Source organism: Carboxydothermus hydrogenoformans Z-2901, assembly GCF_000012865.1.
GTDB classification, from domain to species: domain Bacteria; phylum Bacillota; class Z-2901; order Carboxydothermales; family Carboxydothermaceae; genus Carboxydothermus; species Carboxydothermus hydrogenoformans.
Map to the genome: position 1 here is coordinate 1,703,619 of NC_007503.1, position 14,652 is coordinate 1,718,270.

Here is a 14,652-nt window from a genome sequence, read left to right on the forward strand (position 1 = left end):
TCCTACACCTGTGCTAAAGCATTATCTAAATCCTGGATTAAATCATCCACGTCTTCAATGCCAATGGACAAACGAATTAAATCTTCTGTTACTCCGGCCTTTAAAAGTTCTTCACTGTTTAACTGGCTGTGGGTAGTAGATGCCGGATGGATGATTAATGATTTAGCATCCCCCACATTGGCGAGATGGGAGAAAATTTTTACCCCTTCTATTACTTTTTTCCCGGCTTCGCGTCCACCTTTTACTCCAAAAGTAAGCATTGCTCCAAATCCGTTTTTAAAGTATTTCTGAGCCCGGTTATAGTGAGGGTGGTCGCTAAGGCCCGGGTAGTTGACAAAGGTAACTTTCGGGTGCCCTTTTAAATACTCAGCAATTTTAAGGGCATTTTCCGAATGTTTCTTCATTCTGAGCTCCAAAGTTTCTACTCCAAGTAGTATCAAAAACGCATTAAAAGGAGAAAGGGATGCGCCAATATCCCGCAAAAACTGAGTGCGGGCCCTGGCAATGTACGCCGCGGCCCCAAACTTTTCGGTATAAATCATGCCGTGATAGGCGGGATCAGGAGTGGTAAACTGAGTAAAACCCCCTGCTTCCCAGTCAAAATTTCCGCCATCGACAATGATGCCGCCTATCGCCACCCCGTGACCGCCAATAAATTTGGTAAGGGAGTGAATAACTATGTTAGCCCCATGTTCAAGAGGCCGAAAGAGGTAAGGGGTAGCAAAGGTATTGTCCACCACCAACGGTATTTTATAGCTCTGGGCAAGCTTGGATAGAGCTTCAAAGTCAGGAATAGTAAGTCCGGGATTGCCGATGGTTTCCACATAAAGGGCCCGGGTTTTAGGGGTGATTAATTTTTCAAAGGATTCCACTTCAACATTTTCGGTAAACTTGACATTTATGCCAAAGGATTTAAAAGTATTGGCTAACAAGGTATAAGTTCCACCGTAAAGATTGGAAGAAGCAACAATTTCATCCCCGGCAGAAGCAAGATTCAAAAGGGCAAAGGTGATTGCCGCCTGACCGGAAGCAACCGCTAAAGCTCCAATACCTCCTTCCAAAGCAGCAATGCGGTTTTCCAAAACTTCGGTGGTCGGGTTGTCAATGCGGGTATAAATGTAACCGCCACCTTCCAAATTAAATAATGCTGCAGCATGCTCGGTGCTTTCAAATACGTAAGAGGTAGTTTGATAGATGGGAACCGCCCGAGCTCTGGTTTCCCTGTCCGGTTTTTGTCCGGCGTGAAGCGCTTTTGTCGCAAATTTCACTACAATCTCTCCTTTCTTTCCGGCTACTTTAGGGACGGGTCTGATATTTGCGTCTAAACGCCTAAAAAAAGAACCTCCCTGATTTTGGTGTTTAAATAAAAAAACCTCTTCCGACAAGAAGAGGCTTTGGTTTCCTCCTCTTATCTCTCAGGATTATCCTCCTGCAGGATTTGGCACCTTTGCCAAAAAGGCCGGTTGCCGGGCTTCATAGGGCCAGTCCCTCCGCCGCTCTCGATAAGAGTGTTTCGCTATTCGCTATTTACTTGAAATTAATTCTATAAAGGATAAAACTATTTGTCAATTACTTAGCTCAAATTTTTTGTAGATAGGCCAGAGAATAGCTCTCGATATTGTGACCTTTTTGTAAAGGTCAGTTATCCTTCCTCAGTTTCCAGAACCTTTTGCATCCGAGTAATAATCTCCGGATAACTATCCAAAAGTATTTTAACACACTCTCGGTCAATTCTGTTGGCCCGAACTTCGTTAAGTAAAATCTCTTTAACCTCCCGGTATTCTAACCCCTTCCGGTAGGGGCGGTCTTCAGTTAGAGCTACAAACATGTCAACTACACCTAAAAGCCGTTCTTGTAGAGAAATTTCTTCGCCTTTTTTCTTAAAAGGATAACCACTACCATCAAGCTTCTCGTGATGAAAAGCAGCGGTGCGGACAATCTCCTCAGGAAAAACGTCTATCAACCAATAGTAGGTATAAAAAGTATGCTGTTTTATTACGCTAAACTCTTCCCGACTAAGGGCCGCAGGTTTTTCCAGTATTTCTTCGGGCACCGTAAGTTTTCCCAAATCATGTAAAAGTCCAGCTACTTCTAAAGCTTTTCTCTCTTCCAAGTTAAAGCCAAAAATCTCTCCGGCAAACTTTGCCACTTCCGCTATAAGCTGTGAATGGTAAAATGTGAAGTGAGATTTATGGTCGATGATTTTAGCAAAAAGTTGCGCAATATTTATCACTTCATCAAGCTCCAGCCACCTGTGCTGGCCTGGATGTATATTTAAGCATTGATTTAGAATATCCCCATCCCCTAAAGTAAGCCAAAAGTCCTCAGTTTCTGCAACCACTAAAAACACATCTACTATCTCTGGGTCGAAAAGAATATTCTTACCAGAAACTATTTTTTCCACTACCTTATCTTTCACCAGTAAGGGATGCATGTTATCCTGAAAGAAAAACGCTACCCGGTCAGCAAGATAAATTATCCGGCTAAACAGCGGAATTTCCTTACCAGCAAGCCCGGTTTTATTTTTCCCTTTAAAATGATCGTGATGGCTTAAAATAACGGGAGCATATTGATCAAAATACGTGTTTTTAAGAAAGTTATAACCCCGCAGGCAATGTTCAAACTCCTCTTCCTCAAAAAAGTTAATAAGCTGCTCGTCCTTGCCCCAAGGCAAAACTCCAATATCATGAATCATTCCTAAATATATAAGGTCGTTTTTTTCAAACTCTGTAAGTCCTAATTTATCACCAAGCAAGTAGGAAACATAGGCAACTTTCCAATGATGTTTGTTAAGGCCTAATTCGTTAGCATCAAAAGCTGAAAACATATTTTTTATTAAGTTAAAAAAGTTAAAAAAGTTAACCTTAATGGTCAAAACTAATACTCCTTTCAATAAAATTAAGTAGTTTTACCTTGGACCTCATCCTGGCACTACTTTTGTGTGTTATGAGAAATCAAGAAACATTGGTCCCCTTTTTGAACCAGATGAATAACCTCGTCTGGAGGCAATGGTTTGCTAAAATAAAAACCTTGAACTTTATCGCACCCGCTCTCTATTAGACACTCAAGCTGCTCTCTGGTTTCTACCCCTTCAGCAGTTACAGGTAGTTTCAGCCTGTGTCCCAATAAAATAATCGCATCTATTATAGCCTTATTTACATCTATCTTAATACCATTCACAAACGACCTGTCAATTTTTAAACCATCAACCGTAAATTTTTGCATATATCTAAAAGAACTGTTTTCAGTGCCAAAATCATCTATTATTATTTTAACCCCAGCTTTTTTCAAGTGATAAAGGTTTTCAACCACCGTTTCCACCGCTTCTATAAGGACGGTTTCAGTAATCTCCAGTTCCAGGTATCTCGGTTCAAGTTCAATTTCTTTTAGGATATCACACACAACCTTCGCGAAATTAGGCTGCTCCAACTGATGCACAGAAACATTTACCGAAACGCTGAAACCCGAATACCCCATACCGAGCCATTCTTTCATTTGTCTACAAGCTGTCCTTAACACCCACTCACCTATAGATATTATCTGCCGGGTCTCTTCAGCAATAGGAATAAAGTGAAAAGGGCTAATCATTCCTTTTTTAGGATGTTGCCACCTCAAAAGTGCCTCCATACTCGCTATTTTACCTGTCTTTAGGTCAATAAGGGGCTGATAATATAAAATGAACTGATTTTTTTCCAAAGCCAACCTTAAATCTCTTTTAACTGTATTAGCAAATTCTACCTCGCTCTTCATTGCTATGTCAAAATATTGGAAACCATTTTTTCCTTTTCTTTTAGCCGTGTACATAGCTATATCCGCATTCTTCAGTATAGCTCTTTCACTTTTTCCATGATCGGGATAGATGGCAATACCAATACTAATAGTAACGGGCAATTCATAATTATTGAGTTTTATTGGTTGGTCAAATAATTCCAATATTCTTTTTGCAACCTTATCCGTATCCTCAATACTATTTACATCAGGCAGTAAAATGATAAATTCATCACCGCCAACCCTGGATATTGTATCTGTTTCCCGCACACACTTTGTTAATTCCTTGGCAATCTTCTTCAATAGCCTGTCTCCCGTATGATGACCCAAAGAGTCGTTGATAATTTTGAAATTATCAAGATCAACAAAAAACACTGCAAGTTTCTTCCCATTCCTTCTGGCATCTGCCATGGCAACTTTGAGCCTCTCCAGAAAAACATCCCGACGCGGTAGGTTAGTCAGAGGGTCATGGAATGCCATGTATTCTAATTTGCTTTCCATTTGTTTTCTTTGAGTAATATCCGTGTGCGATCCCGCCATTCTTATGGCTTTGCCCTCTTTATTCCATAAAGCCTTTCCTCTGCTTAAAATCCATATATATTTTCCGTCCTTTGTTTTGATTCTATATTCGCATAAGTAAAATGGCGTCTTTTTCTCTAAATGATTACGTAAATTATTAATTACTGCTTTCACATCTCTGGGATGGATAAATTTAATCCATGTTTCACAGTAGTTATTTATTACTTCTTTATCAAAACCAATAAGATCTCTCCACCTTTCGGAGATGTAGGCAGTATCCGTTTCCAAATCCCAGTCCCATAACCCATCACTTGCTCCTTCAACTACCAATCTGTAACGTTCTTCACTTTTTTTCAATTCATCCTGCTGCCTTTGTATTTCAATTAAGTTCTGTCTCACTTCTTCTTCTCGAGCCATAAGTTCTTCATTCATTGCCGACAGCTCTTCCTGCTGAGCCAATAATTCCTCGTTTAAAGCAAGAAGGTTTCTATTTGCTTCTTCAAATCTCTTTTCGGTTTTCTTTAATTCTGTAACGTCTATCCCGGTAGAAACAATGTACTTATGCCCTTCCTCATCGCTGAAAATACTATTATGCCACATAATATAAATTTCTCTACCGTTCTTTAAAACCATCGGTTTTTCGTCTATGTAACGAAAACTTCTCTCTCCAGTATCATCCAATTGTTCTTTTAGGTAACTAATTAAATTTTCCGGAATGATTAAACTTACATCTATCTTTTCTAATTGTTCCTCTATCGCTATATCAAATAAATTCTGAGTATATCTATTGAACCAAACTACTCCACTTTCCAGCGTCCAAACCACTATTAACAACTGCTCGTTTTCCAGAATTTTACTTAGAAATTCTTCTTTTTGCTTAAGATAGGTGATTGATTTCTGGGATTCTTCCATAAAATTTCCCTTTTTTCTGGGATGAAATTCCCTGTCATTCATTGTTAGATTTCCTTCCTCCTCTGTGTCTTAACTAATATTGTAAGTATCCAAAATTTTGTGCAGTCCTTTTTGGGCCTAAACAGATTTTTATAGTTTCGGATATTCTACACAAAGTTTCTACCGGTTTTGTCCTGTCTGGCCGCTTTAATGAGACTTTTCAGACCAACCAGTAACTCCTGGCTTTCTTTCATGAAATCAAAAAATACCTTCGACCCTCGAACTTGAGATAATATTTTACACGTATAAAAAGAATGACTTCATTGTAATGATTATTTCTTACAAAATTATTACTCTCTAAAACCTTCCCTGAATGGGAGCATCAGGTACCAAAAAATAACTGTAGACGAAAATTGTTTATTTTAATTGTACTCACTGTCCAACATTTTTCAACCACTTTACTATGTTTTTTGGGTTGCAATTTTTTAGTCCTTAAAGCTTTTAGATAAATTAGTGTTTTTTTATTTTCTTTTTTACTTTTAAAAGAATATAAAAATAAATTGGACATTATGTCCATTTATTGCCAAAGAAAAGCACTTACGTTAAAATATTTAAAAAATAAATTTTTTTAATTTATAATATTTTTGCATCAAATAAAAATTTTAATGAAAAGAGATGCCGGGTTGATGATTATGAGCGGTATAAACAAGATAAAAAAACTTCGGGAAGAAAGGAAAATGAGCAGGAAAGAACTAGCAGATAAGCTTCAGATTTCCTACTGGGCTTTAAGTAAATATGAAAATAACGAACGCACCCCTGATATTACCCTTTTACGGAAAATTGCTCAAGAATTTGGAGTAAGTATTGAATACCTTGCAGGACTTTCCGACGAAAACCTTCTCCCTTCAACTTCCCCAGTAATCCAAAAAATCCTTCAACTTCCACCTGAAGCTTTAAACGAAATCGATCTTTTTGTTGATTTTTTAAATTATAAATATAAGTTAAAAGCAAAATAAACCCAAAAAAAGCACTGCAATTTAGGCGCAGTGCTTTTTGTAGCTTTTAACTTATACCCCATTACCGAGTTCAAATTTTTTATGGATGGCATTTACCGCTCTTTCCACCGCATCTTCCGCAATAATGCAGGAAACCTTTATTTCGGAAGTGCTGATCATCTGAATATTGATATTTTCTTCATAAAGGGCTTCAAACATCTTAGCCGCTACCCCGGGATAGGTAACCATACCAGCGCCAACAATCGACACCTTGGCCACCTTTTCATCATAAGTATACCCTCTGGCGGAAAGCTTTTTGACTACATCTTCCAAAATTTCCACAGTTTTTGCCAGGTCATTTTTTCCTATAGTAAAAGATATATCGTTTTGTCCTTCTTCTTTTCCTGCACTCTGGATAATCATATCAACGTTAATGTTATGGGCAGCCAATTCGGAAAACAAGCGATATGCCACCCCGGGCTGATCGGGAACACCAAAAACCCCGATTTTAACCACATTTTTATCATGGGCAACTCCCGTAACAACACCCTTTTTCTCCAAATCTCTTTCCTCCTTTAAAACCGTACCTTCGTTATAATTAAAGCTTGACCTTACATGGACTTCAACTTTATAATTCCGGGCAAAATCGACCGAGCGGGGTTGCAAAACCACCGCCCCTAAACTTGCCAGTTCTAACATTTCCTCGTAGGATATCTCTTTAATTTTCCGGGCATCGGGCACGATCCGGGGATCTGCCGTATAAACCCCGTCCACGTCGGTATAAATCTCGCAAATATCGGCCTTCAGGGCCGCCGCCAGCGCCACCGCCGTGGTGTCGCTTCCTCCACGGCCGAGGGTGGTAATATCGCCCTCTCGATTTACTCCCTGAAAGCCGGCCACCACAGCTACCTTACCGGAATTTAAACAAGCGATAACCCTTTCCGGTTTAATTTCGGTAATCCGCGCTTTGGTGTGTACTTCATCGGTATAAATACCGGCCTGCAACCCGGTAAAAGACCGGGCGGGTACCCCCAGTTCGTGTAAAGCCATAGCCAAGAGAGCAACGGAAACCTGTTCCCCCGTAGATAAAAGCATATCGATTTCCCGGGCCGGAGGGTTTGGACTTATTTCTCCCATAAGATCTAAAAGTTCGTCGGTGGTATCCCCCATGGCAGAAACCACCACCGCCACCCGGTGCCCTGCCCGATAGTATTCGGCAACCCTTCGCGCCACATTTTTTATTCTTTCAGGATTTGCCACGGAACTGCCGCCGTATTTCTGAACTACTAACAATCTCCTTCCCCCTTGTAATTTATTAAATCAATAGCTCCCCGCTCTTCCGGACGGGTATAGATAATTTCAGCTTCCACACCAAAATTTAAAAACGTTTCTTCAATCGCTCTGCCTACCGCCTTACCCTCTCTGGCCAGAGCAATTACCGTAGGCCCGCTTCCGCTTAAAGCTACTCCGTAAGCTCCGGCTTTTTTAGCTTCCTCTACTACCTGATAAAAGCCAGGTATCAGTTGACTGCGGTAGGGTTGATGCAAATAATCTTCCATACCTATTTGTAAATATTCATACTTTTTTAAGCAAAAAGCAGCAATTAAAAAGGAAACCCGATTAACATTTAGCACCGCTTGGGAAAAGGGAATTTCCGCCGGCAGTATCTGCCGGGAATCGGCAGTTTTTAACTGAAACTTGGGTATAGCAACCACTACCTCTACCTCGGGAACGGGAAGTTTCAGGTATTTTACCTTATCCCGGTCGAACCCGGAAACCACCACACCCCCGAGAAGAGCCGGTGCTACATTATCGGGATGGCCTTCTAACTCGGTAGCCAGGCGTAAAAGTTCATCCTTCGGCAGCGGATTTCCCAGGTAAGCGTTCGCTGCAACCAGACCACCAACAATAGCAGCAGCACTGCTGCCAAGCCCCCGGGCTAACGGTACGCGATTTTTCAGGGTTAACTTTAAGTTTCGGGGCGTTTTTCCTAACCTCTCAAATATTTTAGTTATAGCAACGTAAACAAGATTATTTTTATCCCTGGAAATTAATTCAGCCCCATCGCCAAAAACTTCTATTTCCAGTTCCTTTGGCGATGGCCCAAGGCTTACTTCATTGTAAAAGGAAAGAGCCATCCCCACCGCATCAAAGCCAGGACCCAAATTTGCCGAAGTTGCTGGAATAAGTACGCAAACCATAACCACACCTTATAAGATAATTTTTAAAACTTCGTTATAATCCGGCTCCACCACTGCCGGCTGATTGGCATTTTGTTTTAAAGCATTGTCCGGGTCCTTTAACCCGTGACCGGTTAAAACCAAGACCACCACATCGTCCTGGTTAAACTCGTGCTCCCGGCGGTATTTTAACAATCCCGCCACGCTGGCCGCCGACGCTGGCTCGGCCATAATACCTTCTTTTCTTGCCAAAAGCCGGTAAGCTTCGATAATTTCTTCATCGGTTACATAAGAAATTTTTCCTCCCGATTCATTGGCCGCCGCCACCGCTCCCTGCCAGCTTGCCGGATTGCCTATTCTAATGGCAGTAGCTATTGTCTCGGGATTGGGAATCGGCTCCCCCTTAACAATGGCCGCCGCACCTTCCGCTTCAAACCCCATCATTTTAGGAAGTTTTTTAGTTTTACCCAGCTCATAATACTGTTTAAACCCCCGCCAGTATGCGGTAATATTGCCGGCATTACCCACCGGAATAAATAAGTAGTCCGGCGCATCCCCCAGAACATCGCAAATTTCAAAGGCTGCTGTCTTCTGGCCTTCAATTCGGTAGGGATTTATCGAATTAACTATAGCAATCGGATGATTTTTCCCAATTTCCCGCACCAATTTTAAGGCTTCATCAAAATTTCCTTTAATGGCAATTACTTTTGCTCCGTAAAACAACGCCTGGGCTAACTTCCCCAAAGCGATATTTCCTTCGGGTATCAAAACCACACACTTTAACCCTGCTTTGGCCGCATAAGCCGCCGCTGCCGCCGAGGTATTGCCGGTGGAAGCACAAATTACCGCCCGGGCTCCCTCTTCCATGGCTTTGGCAACCGCCACCACCATTCCCCGGTCTTTAAAAGAGCCGGTAGGATTTGCCCCTTCAAATTTAAGATAAACCTTAGCCCCTACCCTTTGGGAAAGATAAGGTGCGTAAATTAACGGCGTATTACCCTCATTTAAAGTTAAAAGGGGAGTTTTTTCGGTAACTGGCAAATACTCCCGGTAAGCTTTAATTACTCCTTCCCAGCGCATTTAGAAATCCCCCTCAGCTCTTATTACGTTGGCAATTTCTCGCACCGTGGACATCCCTTTTAAGATGGAAACCGCATCTCTGATATGCCGCTCTTTTACCCGGTGGGTCATAACCACCAGCTCTGCTAAATCTTCGATGGAGCGTTTTTGAATAACCGAAGCAATGCTAACCCCCTGATTACCAAACACCTGGGCAACCGAAGCCAAAACCCCGGGTTTATCTTCCACCACAAGTCTAATATAATACTTGGTGCTAATTTCCCCGATAGGTTTTACCGGCTTTTCCAGGTAACAGGTACACCCAATTCGTCCGGTATCGTGGTGGCTAATATTTTTTACCGCCTCAATAATATCCCCAACCACAGCACTGGCAGTAGGGAACTCTCCCGCTCCCCGGCCGTAAAACATCAGAGGTCCCACCGCATCCCCTTCCACAAAAATGGCGTTAAAAACATCATTAACCGCCGCTAAAGGATGGCTCTGGGGAATAATGGTAGGATGTACCCTTACCTCAATCCCTTCCTCATCTTCTTTGGCAATCCCCAGCAATTTTATAACTCCACCCAGCTCCCGGGCGTACTGAATGTCAATGGGAGTAATCCGGGTAATCCCTTCGGCATACACATCTTTAAAAGTCACCCGGGAGTTAAACGCTATGGAGGCTAAGATGGCAAGCTTTCTTGCCGCATCAAACCCTTCCACATCGGAAGTTGGGTCCGCTTCGGCATAGCCTTTTTCCTGAGCTTCTTTTAGCACCTCTTCATAGGGAGCACCGTATAATGACATTTTGGTAAGCATATAATTTGTGGTTCCGTTAATGATTCCGATAACTTCTTTAAAATTGTTTCCCGCAAGGCTTTCCTTTAAGGTTCTAATAATGGGGATTCCCCCGGCCACACTGGCCTCAAATAAAAAGTCTACTCCCTGTTCTTCATGCGTGGCAAAAAGCTCCCGGCCATGTTCGGCAACCATGTCTTTATTGGCGGTTATTACACTTTTGCCGTTTTGCATTGCCTGTAAAACGTAATCCAGAGCCGGTTTAATCCCGCCCATCACTTCTACCACAATTTTTATTTCCGGATCATCAATTACCTCCCGGGGGTTTTCGGTAAATAAATTTGAAAGCTCGGGGTAAGTTTTTTGATACTTTTCGAGATTTCTGACCAATACCTTGGCAATTTCCACTTCTACGCCCAAGGTGTTATAAATTTTTTCCCGGTGGGAGTTTAAAACTTTATAAACTCCCCGCCCCACCGTACCAAAACCCAGAAGTCCAATTTTGACCGCTGCCATTTCCTCTCCCCCTTGTTTTTTTGTTTTTAACTCTGGCCTACTAACTCCACTTTGCTTACTCCATCCATTTGGCTTAACGCTTCTAAAAGCTCCTCTATACTCACCTTCATTTCTTCGGTTTCTATGCTGATGGTTACATTGGCAATTCCTCCCAAGGGCAGGTTTTGATTAATTGTTAAAACGTTTCCCTGGTACTGGGCGATAAAGTTCAAAACTTTAGATAGAACCCCGGCCCGGTGTTCCAAGTTTAACGCCAAAGTAATAATTTTTCCCGAAGCTTTATGGTAAAAGGGAAAAACCCCGTCTTTATACTTATAAAAAGCGCTCCGGGAAATCCCCACCTTTTCCACCGCCTCATTGACCGTAAGCTCCGGCCTTTTGCTAAGTAACTCCTTGACCTCGGCGGTTTTCCGGATGGCTTCCGGAAGAATGTCCACAGCCACCAGTAAAAATTTGGTTTTTTTCATCTTCCTACCCCTCTATGTCCTTGTAGGGTGGATTTTTATCCGTAATTGGTAGACATTATAACATTGTTTTCCCCGTTTGACAAGATGTTTTGGTAAATTTACGCATAAAAAAACAACCTGCTTTAAATTAAAGCAAGTTGTAATCACTTACCGTAATATCATAAAAAATCCTACTTGGCAAAATAAATTACTCCCGGTAAATCTTTAAAATGCTGGTCAGAAGTCACCACCCGACAACCAAAAGCTGAGCCAGTAGCATAAATAATAGCATCAGCCATAGGTAAGCCATAACGAATAGCTACCTCAGCAGCTCCCAGAGCCAGGTTGATATCTAAAGGAACTATTTTTGTTTGCTGCATTTGAGCGGCAATAAGTAAAGCTTTCTCTTTTCCCTGTTCTTGCCAAATCTTTTTTGTTACTTCATAAATTACAATTGCAGGTGTAAGTATCTCCTCCGGTTTTTTAAAATAAGGAGCGAAATCTTCTGCCAGCGGACCATCAGCAAGGAATTCAAGCCACCCACACGAATCTATAAGAATCAAAACCGTTCCTCCTCATCCCGCTCAATATTTGTATCCATACCCCGTAAGAAACCACGCATTTCAGAAAGCGGACGGCTTGGAATTAAACGTATACTTCCATTTTCCACAAGGACATGTAAGCGCTGTCCTTTCTTTATTCCAAGGGTTTTACGGATTTCAGCCGGAAGCACTATTTGGTACTTACTGGAAACTATCACTTCTGCCATCAAAACAAACCTCCTCATACTTAAACCCTATTGTTAATATAAATGTATACCAAAAAAGTAAAGCCGTCAATACAAAAACCCGCTCCCTTTAAAGAGCGGGTTTCTCGCTAAATAATGATACAGATTAAACCGCCGCCGCCATCGTTGACAATCCGCTGGAGGGTCTCCTGAAGTTTGACCTGGGCATTTTCCGGCATCCGGTGGAGCTTGTTTTGAATACCTTCCCGGACTAAGTCGTGGAGGGACTTACCGAAAATTTCCGACTCCCAGATTTTCTTGGGATTTTCTTCAAACTCTTTTAACATATACTGGACCAGCTCTTCGCACTGCTTTTCGGTACCGATAATCGGAGTAATCTCGGTGGTAATATCGGCCCTGATGATGTGCATGGACGGAGCACTGGCCCGAAGTCTTACGCCAAAGCGGTTACCCTGGCGGATTAATTCCGGCTCTTCCAGGTTCATTTCTTCCAGCCGTGGAGTGACTACCCCGTAGCCGGTTTCCTTTACTTCTTTTAAGGCAATCGCCACTTTATCGTATTCCTTCTTAGCGTAGCTTAATTCTCGCATGAGCCGCAGTAATTCGTGCTCGCCTCTTATGGCATAGCCGGATACTTCCTCTAAGACCCTGTAGAACAAACCTTCCTTAGCGGCAACTTTAATGCTTGCCTGCCCGGTACCCATATCAAGGTTTTCTAATTCAACGTTATCCACATACTCGTTTTCGGAAAGTCTGGCCACAGCGTTGTTGATATCTTTTACTTTTTTCACATTTTTTAAAGCTTCATGCACCGCTGACGTAAACTTTTCTTTTAACCAGTGGGTTGCATCTAACTCTTCAATCCACTGCGGCAGGTTAAAATTGACATCGACCAGCGGAAATTCATATAAGAGATTCTCTAAAAGGGCGTTTAAGTCATTTATGCCTATCTCCGCTACATCAACCGGCACTACCGTAACGTCGTACTTTTGCTCCAACTCTTCCGCCAAAGCTTTAGTTTCCGGAGCATTGGGGTGGGTTGAGTTTAAAACTATAATAAACGGCTTTTCTAACTGCTTTAACTCCTCTACCACCCGTTCTTCCGCCGCCAGATAATTTTCCCGGGGGATATCGGTAATAGAACCATCGGTAGTTACCAGAAACGCCATAGTAGAGTGATCGGTAATCACTTTCCGCGTTCCGATCTCCGCCGCTTCCGCGAAGGGAATTTCTTCATCAAACCAGGGGGTTAAAACCATCCGCGGACCGTCTTCTTCCTCATAGCCCAAAGCTCCCAAAACCGGATAACCTACCACATCCACCAAGCGAACGTTAGCTTTTACACTGCTGTTGATATTAATTTCGATAGCTTCGTTGGGAATGAATTTTGGTTCGGTGGTCATAATCGTTCTTCCGGCACCGCTCTGGGGCAGCTCATCCTTGGCCCTTTCCCGGTCGTAAACGTTTTTAATGTTGGGTAAAATTAAAAGTTCCATGAATTTTTTAATTAAGGTAGATTTCCCCGTCCGAACCGGACCAACTGCGCTAATATATATATTGCCAGAAGTTCTTTGGGCAATATCCCGAAATAAATCCACCCTTTCCATTACGCTACCTCCTTCGCCCTGTATATTTAAATCTTATTGAGGACAAGATAGGTTTTATTAATATCCTCGCTAAAATATATTGGGGCGAAGGAAGTTTTATTACTATTTTTAAAAATTTAATTCTTCTTTTTTAGCTCGCGTCATTAAACCAAAAAGTCCTTCTCGGGGAGGCAAACCGGCAAACAGCACCTTATATAACGCCTCGGTAATTGGCATCTCCACTTCTAACCGTTGGGCTAACTGATATGCCGCCCGGGTTGTTCTAATCCCTTCCACCACCATATTTATTTCTTTCTGGGTTTCTTCAAGGGATTTGCCTTCCCCGATTAAAATCCCGGCCTTATAATTCCTACTATGCCGGCTGCCCGCAGTCACAAAAAGGTCCCCCAAACCGGATAAACCCATAAACGTTTCCTTTTTGGCTCCAAGCTTAATTCCCAGGCGGGTAATTTCAATAAGTCCCCTGGTCACCAAAGCCGCCCGGGTATTATCTCCAAGACCCAGTCCGGTACAAATTCCCGAAGCAATGGCGATAATATTTTTTAAACTTCCGCCCAGTTCCACTCCCGTTAAATCATCGTTGGTATAAACGCGGAAGTATTCTGTAGAAAAAAGCTCCTGTACTTTATAAAGTTTTTCCGGAGAATACCCGGAAACTACAATCGCCGTCGGAATTCCCCGCCCGACTTCTTCGGCGTGGCTGGGACCGGATAAAATCGTATAGTTGTCGCGGTATTCCGGTAACACTTCGGTAAACACCGCAGACATTCTTAAAAGACTTCCTTCTTCAATCCCTTTGGCAGTATTGACAAGAATCTGCTCAGGTTTAAAATAGGGTTTTATTTTTTGTAAAAGGTCTCGAAACGCCTGGGAAGGTACCGCCGCGACAAGAAAATTAGCATCTTTAAGTGCAAATTCTAAGTCAGCGGTAGCAATTAGTTCTTGAGAAATTTTTACCCCTGGAAGATATCTTTTATTTTCCCGCTCCCTGTTTATTTCTTCAATTACCGCCGAATCCCGTCCCCAGAGCACCGTATTTACGCCTTTTTGGGCTAAAAGATTGGAAAGGGCCGTCCCCCAGCTTCCGGCCCCCAGCACAGTAACTTTAATACTACCCATGGCATC

13 protein-coding genes and 1 riboswitch are annotated in these 14,652 nt (G+C 42.3%); of the genes, 1 reads left to right on the forward strand and 12 read right to left on the reverse strand.

What is annotated here, in order from left to right:
* Positions 1-2 precede the first annotated feature (2 nt).
* From CHY_RS08850 to CHY_RS08860, 3 genes are all read right to left on the reverse strand, one after another.
* Entirely contained in the window at positions 3-1,268 is a 1,266-nt protein-coding gene (locus tag CHY_RS08850; protein ID WP_011344796.1) for an O-acetylhomoserine aminocarboxypropyltransferase/cysteine synthase family protein, read from the reverse strand.
* A 137-nt stretch (positions 1,269-1,405) separates the two neighbouring features.
* Positions 1,406-1,509, reverse strand: a riboswitch (SAM riboswitch).
* Between the two features lie 133 nt (positions 1,510-1,642).
* On the reverse strand, positions 1,643-2,875 hold the full coding sequence (locus CHY_RS08855) for an HD-GYP domain-containing protein (RefSeq protein WP_011344797.1): 1,233 nt from the start codon (positions 2,873-2,875) through the stop codon (positions 1,643-1,645).
* 56 nt (positions 2,876-2,931) lie between these two features.
* Complete coding sequence (locus CHY_RS08860) at positions 2,932-5,241, reverse strand: EAL domain-containing protein (protein ID WP_011344798.1); 2,310 nt, start codon at positions 5,239-5,241, stop codon at positions 2,932-2,934.
* A 629-nt stretch (positions 5,242-5,870) separates the two neighbouring features.
* Between CHY_RS08860 and CHY_RS12825 the strand changes: the two genes are divergently transcribed.
* A complete protein-coding gene (locus CHY_RS12825; RefSeq protein WP_011344800.1) occupies positions 5,871-6,194 on the forward strand; it encodes a helix-turn-helix domain-containing protein in 324 nt (107 codons plus the stop codon).
* A gap of 51 nt (positions 6,195-6,245) precedes the next feature.
* On the opposite strand, the gene CHY_RS08870 is transcribed toward CHY_RS12825, so the two are convergent.
* From CHY_RS08870 to CHY_RS08910, 9 genes are all read right to left on the reverse strand, one after another.
* Positions 6,246-7,466, reverse strand: a complete 1,221-nt coding sequence (locus CHY_RS08870) for an aspartate kinase (RefSeq protein ID WP_011344801.1) — start codon at positions 7,464-7,466, stop codon at positions 6,246-6,248.
* Positions 7,460-8,374 (reverse strand): homoserine kinase, encoded by a 915-nt coding sequence (gene thrB / locus CHY_RS08875; protein WP_011344802.1) that lies wholly within the window; start codon positions 8,372-8,374, stop codon positions 7,460-7,462. The genes CHY_RS08870 and thrB overlap by 7 nt, the downstream gene beginning before the upstream one ends.
* A gap of 9 nt (positions 8,375-8,383) precedes the next feature.
* A complete protein-coding gene (gene thrC / locus CHY_RS08880; RefSeq protein ID WP_011344803.1) occupies positions 8,384-9,433 on the reverse strand; it encodes a threonine synthase in 1,050 nt (349 codons plus the stop codon).
* Positions 9,434-10,726, reverse strand: a complete 1,293-nt coding sequence (locus tag CHY_RS08885; protein ID WP_011344804.1) for a homoserine dehydrogenase — start codon at positions 10,724-10,726, stop codon at positions 9,434-9,436. It lies immediately after the preceding gene.
* A 26-nt stretch (positions 10,727-10,752) separates the two neighbouring features.
* Entirely contained in the window at positions 10,753-11,193 is a 441-nt protein-coding gene (locus CHY_RS08890; protein WP_011344805.1) for an ACT domain-containing protein, read from the reverse strand.
* Between the two features lie 170 nt (positions 11,194-11,363).
* Positions 11,364-11,735: a type II toxin-antitoxin system VapC family toxin gene (locus tag CHY_RS08895; RefSeq protein ID WP_011344806.1), complete on the reverse strand. Its 372-nt coding sequence runs from the start codon at positions 11,733-11,735 to the stop codon at positions 11,364-11,366.
* Entirely contained in the window at positions 11,732-11,941 is a 210-nt protein-coding gene (locus CHY_RS08900; protein ID WP_011344807.1) for an AbrB/MazE/SpoVT family DNA-binding domain-containing protein, read from the reverse strand. Before CHY_RS08900 ends, CHY_RS08895 begins: the two co-directional genes overlap by 4 nt.
* A 107-nt stretch (positions 11,942-12,048) precedes the next feature.
* Complete coding sequence (spoIVA, locus tag CHY_RS08905; RefSeq protein ID WP_011344808.1) at positions 12,049-13,527, reverse strand: stage IV sporulation protein A; 1,479 nt, start codon at positions 13,525-13,527, stop codon at positions 12,049-12,051.
* Positions 13,528-13,635: 108 nt separating this feature from the next.
* Positions 13,636-14,646, reverse strand: a complete 1,011-nt coding sequence (locus CHY_RS08910) for an NAD(P)H-dependent glycerol-3-phosphate dehydrogenase (protein ID WP_011344809.1) — start codon at positions 14,644-14,646, stop codon at positions 13,636-13,638.
* Positions 14,647-14,652 lie beyond the last annotated feature (6 nt).

Bases quoted from the DNA above. Each gene is read 5' to 3' on its own strand.
- CHY_RS08860 (WP_011344798.1), bottom strand. From the start codon at position 5,241: ATGAATGACAGGGAATTTCATCCCAGAAAAAAGGGAAATTTTATGGAA.
- CHY_RS12825 (WP_011344800.1), top strand. From the start codon at position 5,871: ATGAGCGGTATAAACAAGATAAAAAAACTTCGGGAAGAAAGGAAAATG.
- thrB (WP_011344802.1), bottom strand. From the start codon at position 8,374: ATGGTTTGCGTACTTATTCCAGCAACTTCGGCAAATTTGGGTCCTGGC.
- thrC (WP_011344803.1), bottom strand. From the start codon at position 9,433: ATGCGCTGGGAAGGAGTAATTAAAGCTTACCGGGAGTATTTGCCAGTT.
- CHY_RS08885 (WP_011344804.1), bottom strand. From the start codon at position 10,726: ATGGCAGCGGTCAAAATTGGACTTCTGGGTTTTGGTACGGTGGGGCGG.
- CHY_RS08890 (WP_011344805.1), bottom strand. From the start codon at position 11,193: ATGAAAAAAACCAAATTTTTACTGGTGGCTGTGGACATTCTTCCGGAA.
- CHY_RS08900 (WP_011344807.1), bottom strand. From the start codon at position 11,941: ATGGCAGAAGTGATAGTTTCCAGTAAGTACCAAATAGTGCTTCCGGCT.
- spoIVA (WP_011344808.1), bottom strand. From the start codon at position 13,527: ATGGAAAGGGTGGATTTATTTCGGGATATTGCCCAAAGAACTTCTGGC.
- CHY_RS08910 (WP_011344809.1), bottom strand. From the start codon at position 14,646: ATGGGTAGTATTAAAGTTACTGTGCTGGGGGCCGGAAGCTGGGGGACG.